This window comes from Escherichia sp. KCJ4928 (assembly GCF_004352695.1).
Classification (GTDB): domain Bacteria; phylum Pseudomonadota; class Gammaproteobacteria; order Enterobacterales; family Enterobacteriaceae; genus ECMA0423.
This window is the reverse complement of record NZ_SJWV01000110.1, coordinates 1-13557: the sequence shown is the minus strand read 5'-3', so window position 1 is coordinate 13557 and position 13557 is coordinate 1. Positions and strand designations below refer to the sequence as shown.

16 protein-coding genes and 1 pseudogene are annotated in these 13557 nt (G+C 52.8%); 7 read left to right on the top strand and 10 right to left on the bottom strand.

All coding sequences use genetic code 11. The features are described 5' to 3' along the window. The first annotated feature begins 108 nt into the window (after window positions 1–108). Window positions 109–492, top strand: coding sequence for an aspartate 1-decarboxylase autocleavage activator PanM (gene panM, locus E0D98_RS15585; protein ID WP_000778795.1), 384 nt, complete (start codon window positions 109–111; stop codon window positions 490–492). On the opposite strand, the gene ataT is transcribed toward panM, so the two are convergent. The 7 genes from ataT to ftsY form a co-directional block, all read right to left on the bottom strand. Further along, window positions 489–1016, bottom strand: a complete 528-nt coding sequence (gene ataT, locus E0D98_RS15580) for a type II toxin-antitoxin system toxin acetyltransferase AtaT (RefSeq protein ID WP_000342449.1) — start codon at window positions 1014–1016, stop codon at window positions 489–491. The two genes, panM and ataT, sit on opposite strands and share 4 nt — an antisense overlap. Window positions 1017–1022: 6 nt before the next feature. After that, a complete protein-coding gene (gene ataR / locus E0D98_RS15575) occupies window positions 1023–1289 on the bottom strand; it encodes a type II toxin-antitoxin system antitoxin AtaR (RefSeq protein WP_001277108.1) in 267 nt (88 codons plus the stop codon). Between the two features lie 149 nt (window positions 1290–1438). Continuing rightward, window positions 1439–2542 carry a branched chain amino acid ABC transporter substrate-binding protein LivJ gene (gene livJ / locus E0D98_RS15570; RefSeq protein ID WP_001021996.1) on the bottom strand — a complete coding sequence of 368 codons (1104 nt, stop codon included), beginning with the start codon at window positions 2540–2542 and terminating at the stop codon, window positions 1439–1441. Window positions 2543–2812: 270 nt separating this feature from the next. Next, on the bottom strand, window positions 2813–3667 hold the full coding sequence (rpoH, locus tag E0D98_RS15565; RefSeq protein ID WP_000130217.1) for an RNA polymerase sigma factor RpoH: 855 nt from the start codon (window positions 3665–3667) through the stop codon (window positions 2813–2815). Window positions 3668–3911: 244 nt separating this feature from the next. Then, entirely contained in the window at window positions 3912–4970 is a 1059-nt protein-coding gene (ftsX, locus tag E0D98_RS15560) for a permease-like cell division protein FtsX (RefSeq protein WP_001042003.1), read from the bottom strand. Then, window positions 4963–5631 (bottom strand): cell division ATP-binding protein FtsE, encoded by a 669-nt coding sequence (gene ftsE / locus E0D98_RS15555; RefSeq protein ID WP_000617723.1) that lies wholly within the window; start codon window positions 5629–5631, stop codon window positions 4963–4965. Before ftsE ends, ftsX begins: the two co-directional genes overlap by 8 nt. A 2-nt stretch (window positions 5632–5633) precedes the next feature. After that, entirely contained in the window at window positions 5634–7130 is a 1497-nt protein-coding gene (gene ftsY / locus E0D98_RS15550; RefSeq protein WP_001040689.1) for a signal recognition particle-docking protein FtsY, read from the bottom strand. A gap of 149 nt (window positions 7131–7279) precedes the next feature. Here ftsY and rsmD point away from each other — a divergent pair, with 149 nt between their 5' ends. Together rsmD and E0D98_RS15540 are read left to right on the top strand one after the other, a co-directional pair. Further along, a complete protein-coding gene (gene rsmD, locus E0D98_RS15545) occupies window positions 7280–7876 on the top strand; it encodes a 16S rRNA (guanine(966)-N(2))-methyltransferase (protein ID WP_000743193.1) in 597 nt (198 codons plus the stop codon). Then, window positions 7866–8135, top strand: a complete 270-nt coding sequence (locus E0D98_RS15540) for a DUF1145 family protein (protein ID WP_001295207.1) — start codon at window positions 7866–7868, stop codon at window positions 8133–8135. The genes rsmD and E0D98_RS15540 overlap by 11 nt, the downstream gene beginning before the upstream one ends. 2 nt (window positions 8136–8137) lie before the next feature. Here E0D98_RS15540 and E0D98_RS15535 read toward each other — a convergent pair whose 3' ends face one another. After that, window positions 8138–8497 (bottom strand): DUF2500 domain-containing protein, encoded by a 360-nt coding sequence (locus E0D98_RS15535; RefSeq protein ID WP_000042900.1) that lies wholly within the window; start codon window positions 8495–8497, stop codon window positions 8138–8140. A gap of 140 nt (window positions 8498–8637) precedes the next feature. Between E0D98_RS15535 and E0D98_RS15530 the strand changes: the two genes are divergently transcribed. Both E0D98_RS15530 and zntA read left to right on the top strand, forming a co-directional pair. Then, a complete protein-coding gene (locus E0D98_RS15530; RefSeq protein WP_000964718.1) occupies window positions 8638–9264 on the top strand; it encodes a lysoplasmalogenase in 627 nt (208 codons plus the stop codon). 73 nt (window positions 9265–9337) lie between these two features. Continuing rightward, window positions 9338–11536: a Zn(II)/Cd(II)/Pb(II) translocating P-type ATPase ZntA gene (zntA, locus tag E0D98_RS15525; RefSeq protein ID WP_050877117.1), complete on the top strand. Its 2199-nt coding sequence runs from the start codon at window positions 9338–9340 to the stop codon at window positions 11534–11536. A 101-nt stretch (window positions 11537–11637) separates the two neighbouring features. Here the strand turns inward: zntA and tusA are convergent, their stop codons facing one another. Further along, window positions 11638–11883 (bottom strand): sulfurtransferase TusA, encoded by a 246-nt coding sequence (gene tusA / locus E0D98_RS15520; RefSeq protein ID WP_000130621.1) that lies wholly within the window; start codon window positions 11881–11883, stop codon window positions 11638–11640. 220 nt (window positions 11884–12103) lie between these two features. On the opposite strand from tusA, the gene E0D98_RS15515 reads away from it, so the two are divergent. Continuing rightward, window positions 12104–12769, top strand: coding sequence for a 7-cyano-7-deazaguanine/7-aminomethyl-7-deazaguanine transporter (locus tag E0D98_RS15515; RefSeq protein ID WP_001100467.1), 666 nt, complete (start codon window positions 12104–12106; stop codon window positions 12767–12769). Window positions 12770–12841: 72 nt separating this feature from the next. After that, entirely contained in the window at window positions 12842–13399 is a 558-nt protein-coding gene (gene dcrB / locus E0D98_RS15510; protein ID WP_001245295.1) for a phage sensitivity protein DcrB, read from the top strand. Window positions 13400–13402: 3 nt separating this feature from the next. On the opposite strand, the pseudogene E0D98_RS15505 reads toward dcrB, so the two are convergent. Continuing rightward, a pseudogene (locus E0D98_RS15505) lies at window positions 13403–13557 on the bottom strand (MFS transporter); the annotation flags it as partial.

Here is a 13557-nt window from a genome sequence, read left to right as displayed (position 1 = left end):
TTGCTGTTAAAAAATTAATCACCTGCCAAAAGAAATAAAAAAGAGAAAGCCTCCGATTAAATTATTTCGCTACACTGGTTCCACTTTTGTGATTTACACGGGTTACCCATGAAGCTGACCATCATTCGATTAGAAAACTTTAGCGACCAGGACCGGATTGACCTGCAAAAGATCTGGCCGGAGTATTCCCCTTCCTCTTTACAGGTTGACGATAACCACCGCATCTACGCCGCGCGTTTTAACGAGCGCCTGCTAGCGGCCGTGCGGGTAACCTTAAGCGGCACCGAGGGAGCACTGGATTCCCTGCGCGTGCGGGAAGTCACCCGCCGTCGCGGTGTGGGGCAATATCTGCTGGAAGAGGTTTTGCGTAACAATCCTGGCGTTTCATGCTGGTGGATGGCGGATGCAGGCGTGGAAGATCGCGGTGTGATGACGGCGTTTATGCAGGCACTGGGATTTACGGCGCAACAGGGCGGCTGGGAGAAGCGTTAATCGCTCTGTGTGAAAAGCAGTTCGATGGATTTGGTTGGGAAAAATAACGCATTTTCGTTTTCTCCGACCAACGGGATAAAGCCCAGCGATTGATAAAACGTATGGGCTTTTTTATTCAGCGCCTCGACAAAAAGACCGTGAATACCTACCGCTAAAGAGGCTGACCAGACGACTTTCATGGCATGAGCAACCAGTGTTGCTCCCCATCCCTGCCCCTGTAATGAACGATCAATTGCCAGACGCCCAAGAGTAACGCTGGGAATATTTTTGTAGGGAATTTTTTTCTGTTTCGATTTCGAGGGCAATGCGGCTCGTTCAAAACAACTGCCGCATAATGTGTAATATCCCAGCACCTGACGTTCTGGAGTGTTGCGACAAAGGATATACGCTCGCAGAATTTTGTTGCGATGTTGACGAACGAGATGTGTCGTCAGAAAGAGATTTAACGCTTCCTCGCCGCAGTCGAATCGCTGTAGATCATAATCTGCATCATCGGTCAGAATCTCTATCGTCAGATCATCCATAAATTATTACATTCCCTGAAGACGTTTTGCCGCACGTTTTAGCTTTTCACCAGGTGACGGTGGATTACTCAGCGCATCCATCACCCGCGTCCAGGATTCCTCATTGAGGATCACCCGCCGATGCTGTTCAATCACTTCCGCAGCCCGCTGCGAAGCGCTGTTCAACATAAATTGGCTGACGGACTGATTAGATATCGCTGCCGCTTCCTCAATCATACTTTTGTCATCGTCAGTTAAACGCAGATCGATACGCTGCTTTTTAACAGCAGACATGTGAACTCTCCTGCTCCGTATAATATGTACGGTATGTCACCGTACATTAAGCATATCCTGGATTGTTTAATCTTTCTACAACCATTTCGACAAACACAAAAAAACCCGATGGCAGTTCAGCGCATCGGGCATTTTCATTTATCTATCTGTTACTTCGCATCGGTTGCCGTGCCGTTGGCGTGCCAGTCAAATACGCCGAACTCAAAGCCTTTCAGATCGCCTTTCTCATCCCACGTCAGCGGCCCCATCACGGTATCAACCGAGTTCGCTTTCAGGTATTTGGCGATTTCAGCCGGATCGTCAGACTGATTCAGGCCCGCCTGCAAAGATTGCAGCGCGGCGTAGGTGGTCCAGACGAACGCGCCGCTTGGGTCCTGTTTTTTCGCTTTGATCGCGTCAACAATGGGTTTGTTCGCCGGAACCTGATCGTAGTTCTTCGGCTTGGTCACCAGCAGCCCTTCCGCTGATTCGCCCGCAATGTTAGACAGCGAAACGTTAGCCACACCTTCCGGCCCCATAAACTGAGTTTTCAGCCCTGCCGCGCGTGCCTGACGCAGGATCTGCCCCATTTCCGGGTGATAACCGCCGTAGTAAACGAAGTCGATATTCTCTTTTTTCAGACGCGCCACCAGCGTAGAGAAATCTTTTTCCCCGGCGGTGATGCCATCAAAGAACACCACGTTAGCATTGCCTTTCTTCAGGCCGTCCTGGACCGCACGCGCCAGACCTTCGCCGTACTGCTGTTTGTCGTGGACGATAGCAATACGCTGCGGTTTCACCTTCTCAAGAATATATTTCGCCGCCGTCGGCCCCTGGTCGGAGTCCAGGCCGGTGGTGCGCAGGATCAGCTGATAGCCACGAGCGGTCAGCTCTGGTGCGGTTGCCGCTGGGGTGATCATTAAAATGCCTTCGTCTTCGTAGATGTCAGACGCAGGCTGCGTTGATGAAGAACAGAGGTGACCAATCACATATTTAATGCCGTCGTTAACGACTTTGTTCGCCACCGCAACCGCCTGTTTCGGGTCACAGGCATCGTCATATTTTACGATTTGCAGTTTGTTGCCTTTAATGCCGCCTTTAGCGTTGATATCCGCAACCGCCTGCTCTGCGCCGGTAAACTCCTGGTCACCGTACTGCGCAACCGGACCGGACATTGCGCCCACGACCGCGACTTTAATATCTTCTGCCAGAGCCATATTGCTGAATGCCAGCGCGATACATCCTGCCAGTAACGCTTTACCCTTTATATTCATCCTGAGAATCCCCATTCTTCTGGTTATTACGTGTGTTGTGGTGTTGTGATTCAGCACTTTATTTCGTTTTATGCATGACTACCCGTGCTTTAGCAGCATACTCTGCTAAAACATACCCCATTTTTATGATATTGGAATAGCTATTTTGACAGTTTATTAACAATCTGCGTGGGGATTGACGTTTTGCCGGAGGGGGAATTGATTATTGTAGAGGCCCAAAAAACAAAAACCCCGGACTCTCATCCAGGGTTCTCTGCTTAATAGCGGAAATTACGCTTCAATAGCGGCGCGAAGTTTTTTCATCGCGTTCTTTTCCAGTTGGCGCACACGTTCAGCGGAAACACCGTAACGGTCAGCCAGTTCCTGCAACGTGGACTTGTTGTCTTCGTCCAGCCAGCGCGCACGGATGATGTCCTGGCTGCGTTCGTCCAGACCCTGCATCGCGTCGGTCAGACGGTTTGCCGCCTGCTCTTCCCAGTTATCATCTTCGATGCCGTCGGCAAAGTTAGATGATTTATCCTGCAGATAGAGCACCGGTGCCATCGGCTGGCTGTCGGAATCGTCGTCGGAAGACAGGTCAAAGGTCATGTCCTGTGCCGCCATACGTGATTCCATCTCACGAACGTCTTTGCTGGTTACGCCCAGTTCACGGGCCACCATTTCGACTTCATCCTGGTTAAACCAGCCCAGACGCTGCTTGGTTTTACGCAGGTTGAAGAACAGTTTGCGCTGCGCTTTGGTGGTCGCAACTTTGACGATACGCCAGTTACGCAGAACGTATTCGTGGATCTCTGCTTTGATCCAGTGAACGGCGAAGGAGACCAGGCGCACACCCACTTCCGGGTTGAAACGGCGCACTGCTTTCATCAGGCCGATGTTACCTTCCTGAATCAAATCCGCCTGTGGCAGGCCATAGCCCGCATAATTACGAGCAATATGAACAACAAACCGCAGGTGAGACAGGATCAGCGTTTTAGCTGCTTCCAGATCGCCATGGTAATGCAGCTTTTCAGCCAGCGCCCGCTCCTCGTCAGCCGACAACATCGGCCACGCGTTAGCTGCCCGGATGTAGGAATCCAGGTTGCCAACTGGGGCTAAAGCTAAACTTTGCATTTTGTCAGTCATTCAAATCCTCTCAATCGATATCTTCTGGCGCTTCAGTGGTAGCAACAACTGTGCCAGAGCTTAAGAGCAACGAGGTTATCATTCACTGTTTTATCAGACCGTGATTTTATCCACAAGTTCAATGCAAGCTTGTGAATAAATTACGCACAAAATGTGACATAGAGATGAAATACCGGGAAGAGACAACGGGATCTCTTTCCCTGCTACGGAACCCATTGCAGGGAAAGAGTATAACACGCTTTTATTATTCAGGCGTAAAGTGGCGTAAATGTTGTACCGTGGCAAGCCACGCTGCCACCCAGCCAATCATCGAGCATACCAGCAGCAATAGCAGGCATTCATCGAACGATAATCCATTGATATCAAACTTCGTTCCGAAAACCTGTGCCACTTCCGCAACCGCCGATGACAATCGCAGCACCAGAATTTCTGACAAAATTAATGACAACAATGCGCCAGAAAATCCCAGCAGTGCGCCACCATACAGGAACGGGCGAAGGATGAAACCATCCGTCGCACCAATCAGTTTCTGCACGTTGATGGAGTCACGGCGAGCAAAGATGCTCAGACGTACGCTGTTGCCGATGACGAGGAACACTGCCGCCACCATCAACACGCCGATCATCGCCGAAACGCGCCCGACCAGCCCGGTCAACGCCGCCAGACGGGCAAACCAGCTGTCATCCATCCGCACTTCGTCAATGCCGTTAATCTGCGTGATACGATCACGCAGCGTATTGAGTGATTCCGTCCCCTGAAAATCGAGTTTCGGGATCACCACCGCCACTGCCGGAAGCGGGTTTTCTTCCAGCATATCCAGCGCACCACCAAAACCAGACCAGTTACGGAACTCGCCCAGTGCGTCTTCACGAGAAAGATAGTTCACTTTCTCCACGCCTTGCTCGGCCTGCAACTGTGCCACCACGCCCGCAGCGGCGTCATCGTCCAGCGTTTTTTGCAAGTAAACAGTGATTTGCGGTGACGGATAATACTGCGTCGCCGCCTGATTAACGTTTTTGTACACCATATAACAGACGCTGGGCAGCGTCAGGGAGATGGCGATAACCATCACCGTTAAAAACGTGGCGAACGGTTTGCTTTTCAGATCCTGCAATGCGCCGTGGAAGGCATAGCGCACCTGTTCGTTGAAAACGTTGGTTTTACGATTTACCGGTTTTGGCGAGGATTTCGCGCGTTTCGGGGCGTTACGACCGCCGTCGCCAGAGCCGCCGACCGATTTACGGAAGCGATCAAGACGCCCGCCAAACTGCCGAATATGATTGATTGCATCGCGCTTATTCATGGCCCACGCCTCCATGCAAGTGACCATCGCTCAGGGTGAGCATGCGATAGGAACGCCGTGAAATCAGGTTGATGTCGTGCGTTGCCATCAATACGGTTACCCCAACGCGGTTAAACTCTTCAAACAGACGTAGAATCCCTTCCGACAACGCGTCGTCCAGGTTACCGGTCGGTTCGTCCGCCAGCAGTACCGCGGGCTTATTCACCACCGCGCGGGCAATGCCAACACGCTGTTGTTCACCGCCGGAAAGCTGAATAGGGAAGTTCTTCGCTTTGTCCAGTAGCCCGACTTTATCCAGTGCCGCCGACACCCGGCGACGAATATCGTCACCGCTGGCACCAGCGATAATCAGCGGGATCGCCACGTTATCGTAGACAGTACGGTCCATCAGTAGATGGTGATCCTGGAAAATCATGCCAATCTGGCGGCGCAGAAACGGAACTTCACGGTTTTTCAGACGCGTGATGTCATGGCCGCTAAACCAGATTTTCCCGGCGCTGGGCCGCTCAATCCCACAGATCAGCTTCAGGAGGGTACTTTTCCCTGCGCCGGAATGACCGGTCAGAAACGCCATCTCACCCGGCTGCATATGGAACGTAACGCCCTGCAGCGCCTGTCTCCCACCGAGATAAGCCTTGCTGACATGTTCAAAGCGAATCATTGTTAATCCTCTCGGGCAAAAAGTGCCTCTATAAAGTCGTCCGCCTTAAACGGACGCAAATCCTCAATACGTTCGCCGACACCAATGTAGCGGATAGGGATACCAAACTGGTCAGCCACCGAGAAAATTACCCCGCCTTTCGCCGTGCCGTCCAGTTTCGTTAGCGTGATGCCGGTTAAGCCAACGGCTTCGTGGAACAGTTTGGCCTGGCTTACCGCATTCTGCCCGGTACTGGCATCAATAGTCAGCATAACTTCATGCGGCGCTTCAACGTCGAGTTTCTTCATCACGCGGACGATTTTCTTCAACTCTTCCATCAGGTGCGATTTGTTCTGCAGGCGTCCGGCGGTATCGGCAATCAGGACGTCGATATTACGCGCTTTAGCTGCCTGAATGGCGTCGAAGATAACAGAGGCGGAATCCGCACCGGTATGCTGGGCAATCACCGGAATATTGTTGCGCTGACCCCAGACCTGAAGCTGTTCAACCGCTGCTGCACGGAAAGTATCGCCCGCCGCCAGCATCACCGATTTACCCTGCTGCTCAAACTGACGCGCCAGCTTACCAATCGTCGTGGTTTTACCCACACCGTTGACGCCCACCATCAGGATCACGAACGGCGTTTTACCTTCAACATTCAGCGGCTCATCGACTTTCGCCAGAATCTCGCCCATCTCTTCTTTCAGCAGGCCATAGAGCGCCTCGGCATCACGAAGCTGCTTGCGGGATGCGCCTTCCGTCAGATTGGTGATTATTTTACGTGTGGTTTCCACGCCCACATCGGCGATCAACAGCTGTTCTTCCAGCTCCTCAAACAGATCATCGTCGATTTTTTTACCGCGGAACAGGCTGATAAATCCGGAACCGAGATTTTCTTTGGTTTTTAACAGGCTGCGTTTCAGGCGCGCGAAGAAACCTTCTTTGGTCGGTTTTTCCTGCTCCTGGGCAATTTCTTCAACCGGCTGCTCTTCTTCTGCCGGAGGAACCACTATCACCGCTTCTTCTGCCGCTTCGGCAGCCAGCGCCTGTGCTTCCAGCTCTTCGTCGGTGATTTCTTCTTTAGCCGCTTCTTCTTCCGCCGCTTCGACAATCTCTACGGTTTCCGCTTCAGCCTGCCACTCTTCTGGCGAAACCTCTTCGGCGTTGACGTCTTCCGGCAACGGCAGCTCTTCACGTTCGATAGCCACTGGCTCCGGCGTTTCTTCTACGACCGGTTCCGGTTGTGCAACGACTTCCGCTTCAGGCTGCGCTTTTTCACTTTCAGCAACCTGTTCAGTGACTTCCACAACGTCGGCAGCAAAAGTTTCCGCCTCGGCCTCAGTATGCGCCTGCGGCTGCTCTTCGACGGCTTGTTCAGAAGCCTTCACAGGCTCTTGCGCCTGAACGATTTCTTCTACAACCGTTTGTTCATTCTGAACTTCTGTCTCTTTTTCCGGGGTCTGCTCTTTTTGACCAAAGCCCAGCCAGGAAAAAAAGCCACGTTTTTTTTCTTTCGCCATTTGCGACTACACTCCTCGCTGTTGCTTCATGGCACAGCGTTAACGCTATGTACATAGCAGCTAAAAAAATGATGAAATAGTCTATCACTTAACTTAATTCACATCACCGCCTGCAAGTATGTGTTATCTGGCGGATTGAGCAATTTATCATGAAAAAACCGAATCATTCCGGCAGCGGCCAAATCCGCATTATTGGCGGGCAGTGGCGAGGCCGTAAACTCCCGGTTCCTGATAGCCCAGGTCTGCGCCCCACCACCGACCGCGTACGCGAAACGTTGTTTAACTGGCTGGCTCCGGTCATTGTTGACGCCCAATGTCTGGATTGCTTCGCCGGGAGCGGCGCGCTGGGGCTGGAAGCGTTGTCGCGCTATGCTGCGGGGGCCACGTTGATTGAGATGGATCGCGCGGTTTCTCAGCAGTTAATTAAGAATCTGGCGACACTAAAAGCAGGCAATGCACGCGTGGTGAACAGCAACGCAATGTCATTCCTGGCGCAAAAAGGCACACCGCATAATATCGTGTTTGTCGATCCACCGTTCCGCCGTGGCTTGTTAGAAGAGACGATAAATTTACTGGAAGATAACGGCTGGCTGGCTGACGAAGCCCTGATTTATGTCGAAAGCGAAGTCGAAAACGGTCTGCCCACTGTTCCGGCAAACTGGTCATTACATCGGGAAAAAGTGGCGGGTCAGGTGGCTTATCGGCTGTATCAACGCGAAGCACAAGGAGAAAGTGATGCTGATTAATATTGGTCGTTTGTTAATGCTCTGCGTTTGGGGATTTTTAATCCTCAATCTGGTGCATCCCTTCCCGCGCCCGCTGAATATTTTCGTTAACGTGGCGCTGATTTTTACCGTGCTGATGCATGGTATGCAACTGGCGCTATTGAAATCCACTTTACCGAAAGATGGCCCGCAGATGACCACCGCCGAAAAGGTGCGGATTTTCCTTTTCGGCGTGTTTGAACTGCTGGTCTGGCAGAAGAAATTTAAAGTTAAAAAATAACCTTATTGTTCGCCTACAAAGCTGACAAAGCGCGTTCCTTTATAGCTCAGCGTACCTTTATCGCCCACTGTCAGGGCGTGGTACTGCTGGGCGTCGAGGCGAAACGTCTGCTCCATTCCTCCGCTTTGCGGTTTGAAGCTTGCCTCATAGCGCATACTGGTGCCTGCCGGAGTCACTTCCTGCTGGCGCGAACGGCGATCGTTAATCGGTTTTTCCCGCTTGTTGCTCACCACCACCAGCTTTTGCTGGAGCGGAGCCATATCATTATCAGCTTTTTCCCGTCGCTGTTGCATAAAACGAAACGATGCGGCGACGACAATTAAGCCAATGATAACAATAAAGAAAAGAGGTGGTTTGCTCATCTTTATCCCTCATCGGAAAATGCGGAAATAAGCATACCCTGCCAGTTATGGTGTTGTCATCCGTCCACCCTCGCCACTAAACTGGAAGCAAGACCGTAGGCATTCCGCTTACGAAAAAATAACGAATTCAAGGAACTAAGATGCTTTGGTCGTTTATCGCTGTCTGTCTTTCCGCATGGCTATCTGTGGATGCATCGTATCGTGGGCCAACCTGGCAACGCTGGGTGTTTAAACCGTTAACCCTTCTTCTCCTGCTGTTACTGGCCTGGCAAGCGCCGATGTTCGACGCCATTAGCTATCTGGTGCTGGCAGGGCTGTGCGCCTCACTGCTGGGCGATGCGCTAACCCTGTTGCCACGTCAACGTCTGATGTACGCCATCGGCGCGTTTTTCCTCTCGCACCTGCTGTACACCATCTATTTCGCCAGTCAGATGACGCTCTCTTTCTTCTGGCCTCTGCCACTGGTGTTGCTGGTTCTGGGCGCGCTGTTACTGGCGATTATCTGGACGCGGCTGGAAGAGTATCGTTGGCCTATCTGCACGTTTATCGGCATGACGCTGGTGATGGTGTGGCTGGCAGGTGAACTGTGGTTCTTCCGTCCGACCGCTCCGGCACTCTCTGCGTTTGTTGGCGCTTCATTGCTGTTTATCAGTAACTTTGTCTGGCTGGGTAGCCACTATCGCCGCCGCTTCCGGGCAGATAACGCGATTGCTGCGGCCTGCTACTTTGCCGGTCATTTCCTCATCGTCCGCTCGCTGTATCTCTGATAAAACTTGACTCTGGAGTCGACTCCAGAGTGTATCCTTCGGTTAATGAGAAAAAACTTAACCGGAGGATGCCATGTCGACTCCTGACAATCACGGCAAGAAAGCCCCTCAATTTGCTGCGTTCAAACCGCTAACCACGGTACAGAACGCCAACGACTGTTGCTGCGACGGCGCATGTTCCAGCTCGCCAACGCTCTCTGAAAACGTCTCCGGCACCCGCTATAGCTGGAAAGTCAGCGGCATGGACTGCGCCGCCTGTGCGCGCAAGGTAGAAAATGCCGTGCGCCAGCTTGCAGGTGTGAATCAGGTGCAGGTACTGTTCGCCACCGAAAAACTGGTGGTCGATGCCGACAATGATATCCGTGCCCAGGTTGAATCTGCGGTGCAAAAAGCGGGCTATTCCCTGCACGATGAGCAGGCCGCCGACGAGCCACAAGCATCGCGCCTGAAAGAGAATCTGCCGCTGATTACGCTAATCGTGATGATGGCAATCAGCTGGGGTCTGGAGCAATTTAATCATCCGTTTGGGCAACTGGCGTTTATCGCGACCACGCTGGTTGGGCTGTACCCGATTGCTCGTCAGGCATTACGGCTGATCAAATCCGGCAGCTACTTCGCCATTGAAACCTTAATGAGCGTAGCCGCTATTGGTGCACTGTTTATTGGCGCAACGGCTGAAGCTGCGATGGTGTTGCTGCTGTTTTTGATTGGTGAACGACTGGAAGGCTGGGCCGCCAGCCGCGCGCGTCAGGGCGTTAGCGCGTTAATGGCGCTGAAACCAGAAACCGCCACGCGCCTGCGTAACGGTGAGCGGGAAGAGGTGGCGATTAACAGCCTGCGGCCTGGCGATGTGATTGAAGTCGCCGCAGGTGGGCGTTTGCCTGCCGACGGTAAACTGCTCTCACCGTTTGCCAGTTTTGATGAAAGCGCCCTGACCGGAGAATCCATTCCGGTGGAGCGCGCGACGGGCGATAAAGTTCCTGCAGGAGCCACCAGCGTAGACCGTCTGGTAACGCTGGAAGTGCTGTCAGAACCGGGTGCCAGCGCCATTGACCGGATTCTGAAACTGATCGAAGAAGCCGAAGAGCGCCGCGCCCCCATTGAGCGGTTTATCGACCGTTTCAGCCGTATTTATACGCCAGCGATTATGGCCGTCGCCCTGCTGGTGACGCTGGTGCCACCGCTGCTGTTTGCCGCCAGCTGGCAGGAGTGGATTTATAAAGGGCTGACGCTGCTGCTGATTGGCTGCCCGTGTGCGTTAGTTATCTCCACGCCTGCGGCGATTACCTCCGGGCTGGCGGCGGCAGCGCGTCGTGGGGCGTTGATTAAAGGCGGAGCGGCGCTGGAACAGCTGGGTCGTGTTACTCAGGTGGCGTTTGATAAAACCGGTACGCTGACCGTCGGTAAACCGCGCGTTACCGCGATTCATCCGGCAACGGGTATTAGTGAATCTGAACTGCTGACACTGGCGGCGGCGGTCGAGCAAGGCGCGACGCATCCACTGGCGCAGGCCATCGTACGCGAAGCACAGGTTGCTGAACTCGCCATTCCCACCGCCGAATCACAGCGGGCGCTGGTCGGGTCTGGCATTGAAGCGCAGGTTAACGGTGAGCGCGTATTGATTTGCGCTGCCGGGAAACATCCCGCTGATGCATTTGCTGGTTTGATTAATGAACTGGAAAGCGCCGGGCAAACGGTTGTGCTGGTAGTACGTAATGATGACGTGCTGGGTATCATTGCATTGCAGGATACCCTGCGCGCCGACGCAGCAACTGCCATCAGTGAACTGAACGCGCTGGGGGTTAAAGGAGTGATCCTCACCGGCGATAATCCACGCGCAGCGGCGGCAATTGCCGGGGAGCTGGGGCTGGAGTTTAAAGCGGGCCTATTGCCGGAAGATAAAGTCAAAGCGGTGACCAAGCTGAATCAACATGCGCCCCTGGCGATGGTCGGTGATGGTATTAACGACGCGCCAGCGATGAAAGCTGCCGCCATTGGGATTGCAATGGGCAGTGGCACAGACGTGGCGCTGGAAACCGCCGACGCAGCATTAACCCATAACCACCTGCGCGGCCTGGTGCAAATGATTGAACTGGCACGCGCCACTCACGCCAATATCCGCCAGAACATCACTATTGCGCTGGGGCTGAAAGGGATCTTCCTCGTCACCACGCTGCTAGGGATGACCGGACTATGGCTGGCGGTGCTGGCAGATACCGGTGCGACCGTGCTGGTAACAGCGAATGCGTTAAGATTGTTGCGCAGGAGATAAGGCAAACCGATCGCAACATTGAGCGCGATCGGTCCCCTCGCTCCTCTGGGGAGAGGGTTAGGGTGAGGGGAAAAGGCGGCATCGAAGCCAATCTTTCCCCATCAACCGCCTTTACGAATCAAATAACGATAAGGCAGTCCATCCGTCTCTTTCGCAACCAGTTCGTGTTCCATAAAGGTACAAAACCCAGGAATATCGCGGGTCGTCGCCGGATCGTCGGCGATAATCAGTAAAGTTTCGCCAGGCTGCATATTGCGCACGGTTTTGCGCACCATCATCACCGGTTCCGGGCAGCGCAGGCCAAGCGCGTCGAGTGTGTGGTCAGGGCTGGAAAAGAGATCGGTCATTTTCTTCTCATCACTTAAAAAAACGGCGCTAGTTTACGCCCTGTGAGTCCGTAAGCAAACCAGGTTAACGATTGCGTGAAAATTAACCATTGCATTGTCAACGTAAAGCAGTATCATGCGGCGGCTCGAAAAAAGGGTAAGCACGTTATTATGTTAAGATAACAGACGTGTCGTACGTATTGGGTTCCCTCACCCCAATGGTTAATCAAAAAGGTACAATATGAACGTTTTCTCGCAAACTCAACGCTATAAGGCGTTGTTCTGGTTATCGTTATTTCATCTGCTGGTGATCACCTCCAGTAACTATCTGGTCCAGCTTCCGGTCTCCATTTTTGGTTTTCATACCACCTGGGGCGCGTTTAGTTTTCCGTTTATCTTTCTCGCGACCGACCTGACCGTGCGTATTTTTGGCGCACCGCTGGCCCGACGCATTATCTTCGCGGTAATGATCCCTGCGTTATTAATCTCCTATGTCATCTCGTCGCTGTTCTATATGGGTTCATGGCAGGGATTTGGCGCACTCGCCCACTTCAACCTGTTTGTCGCCCGTATCGCCACCGCCAGTTTCATGGCCTACGCGCTGGGGCAAATCCTCGACGTGCACGTTTTTAACCGCCTGCGTCAAAGTCGCCGCTGGTGGCTGGCACCGACAGCGTCCACACTGTTCGGTAACGTCAGTGACACGCTGGCCTTTTTCTTCATTGCCTTCTGGCGTAGCCCGGATGCCTTTATGGCTGAACACTGGATGGAAATCGCGCTGGTCGATTACTGTTTCAAAGTGTTAATCAGTATCGTTTTCTTCCTGCCAATGTATGGCGTATTACTCAATATGCTGTTGAAAAGACTGGCAGATAAATCCGAAATCAACGCTTTGCAGGCGAGTTAAAGGTTCGTTATCAGAGTTGTGATAAGATGGATGAATGAGCCGTTATGGCCGTTTATCGAAAGGAAGAAGTCAATGCGCAATCTGGTTAAATATGTCGGAATTGGCCTGCTGGTTATGGGGCTTGCGGCCTGTGATGATAAAGACACTAACGCTACGGCGCAGGGTTCGGTCGCGGAAAGTAACGCTACCGGGAATCCCGTCAACCTGCTTGATGGCAAGTTAAGTTTCTCGCTGCCAGCGGATATGACCGACCAGAGCGGTAAGCTGGGAACGCAGGCCAATAACATGCATGTCTGGTCCGACGCCACCGGGCAGAAAGCAGTCATCGTCATCATGGGCGATGATCCGAAAGAAGATCTGGCGGTGCTGGCGAAGCGTCTGGAAGATCAGCAACGTAGCCGCGATCCGCAGCTGCAAGTGGTAACCAATAAAGCCATTGAGCTGAAAGGTCACAAAATGCAGCAGTTAGACAGTATTATCTCCGCGAAAGGCCAGACGGCGTACTCTTCCGTTATTCTGGGTAACGTGGGTAATCAACTGCTGACCATGCAAATTACGCTGCCCGCTGACGATCAGCAAAAAGCGCAGACCACCGCAGAAAACATCATTAATACGCTGGTTATTCAGTAAGTTTTAAGATGATGAGGCGGCCTCAGGGACGTGTTCCGGAGGCCGTTTTTTTAATCGCCACGTCAGTAATAACGCGATTGCGACCAGTCCCGCCGCCGCCAGATAAATCACCGGTACGCCCGCCCAGCTCATCACCAGCCCAGCCAGTGGTCCAGTCA

Bases quoted from the DNA above. Each gene is read 5' to 3' on its own strand.
- panM (WP_000778795.1), top strand. From the start codon at position 109: ATGAAGCTGACCATCATTCGATTAGAAAACTTTAGCGACCAGGACCGG.
- ataT (WP_000342449.1), bottom strand. From the start codon at position 1,016: ATGGATGATCTGACGATAGAGATTCTGACCGATGATGCAGATTATGAT.
- ataR (WP_001277108.1), bottom strand. From the start codon at position 1,289: ATGTCTGCTGTTAAAAAGCAGCGTATCGATCTGCGTTTAACTGACGAT.
- livJ (WP_001021996.1), bottom strand. From the start codon at position 2,542: ATGAATATAAAGGGTAAAGCGTTACTGGCAGGATGTATCGCGCTGGCA.
- rpoH (WP_000130217.1), bottom strand. From the start codon at position 3,667: ATGACTGACAAAATGCAAAGTTTAGCTTTAGCCCCAGTTGGCAACCTG.
- ftsX (WP_001042003.1), bottom strand. From the start codon at position 4,970: ATGAATAAGCGCGATGCAATCAATCATATTCGGCAGTTTGGCGGGCGT.
- ftsE (WP_000617723.1), bottom strand. From the start codon at position 5,631: ATGATTCGCTTTGAACATGTCAGCAAGGCTTATCTCGGTGGGAGACAG.
- ftsY (WP_001040689.1), bottom strand. From the start codon at position 7,130: ATGGCGAAAGAAAAAAAACGTGGCTTTTTTTCCTGGCTGGGCTTTGGT.
- rsmD (WP_000743193.1), top strand. From the start codon at position 7,280: ATGAAAAAACCGAATCATTCCGGCAGCGGCCAAATCCGCATTATTGGC.
- E0D98_RS15540 (WP_001295207.1), top strand. From the start codon at position 7,866: ATGCTGATTAATATTGGTCGTTTGTTAATGCTCTGCGTTTGGGGATTT.
- E0D98_RS15535 (WP_000042900.1), bottom strand. From the start codon at position 8,497: ATGAGCAAACCACCTCTTTTCTTTATTGTTATCATTGGCTTAATTGTC.
- E0D98_RS15530 (WP_000964718.1), top strand. From the start codon at position 8,638: ATGCTTTGGTCGTTTATCGCTGTCTGTCTTTCCGCATGGCTATCTGTG.
- zntA (WP_050877117.1), top strand. From the start codon at position 9,338: ATGTCGACTCCTGACAATCACGGCAAGAAAGCCCCTCAATTTGCTGCG.
- tusA (WP_000130621.1), bottom strand. From the start codon at position 11,883: ATGACCGATCTCTTTTCCAGCCCTGACCACACACTCGACGCGCTTGGC.
- E0D98_RS15515 (WP_001100467.1), top strand. From the start codon at position 12,104: ATGAACGTTTTCTCGCAAACTCAACGCTATAAGGCGTTGTTCTGGTTA.
- dcrB (WP_001245295.1), top strand. From the start codon at position 12,842: ATGCGCAATCTGGTTAAATATGTCGGAATTGGCCTGCTGGTTATGGGG.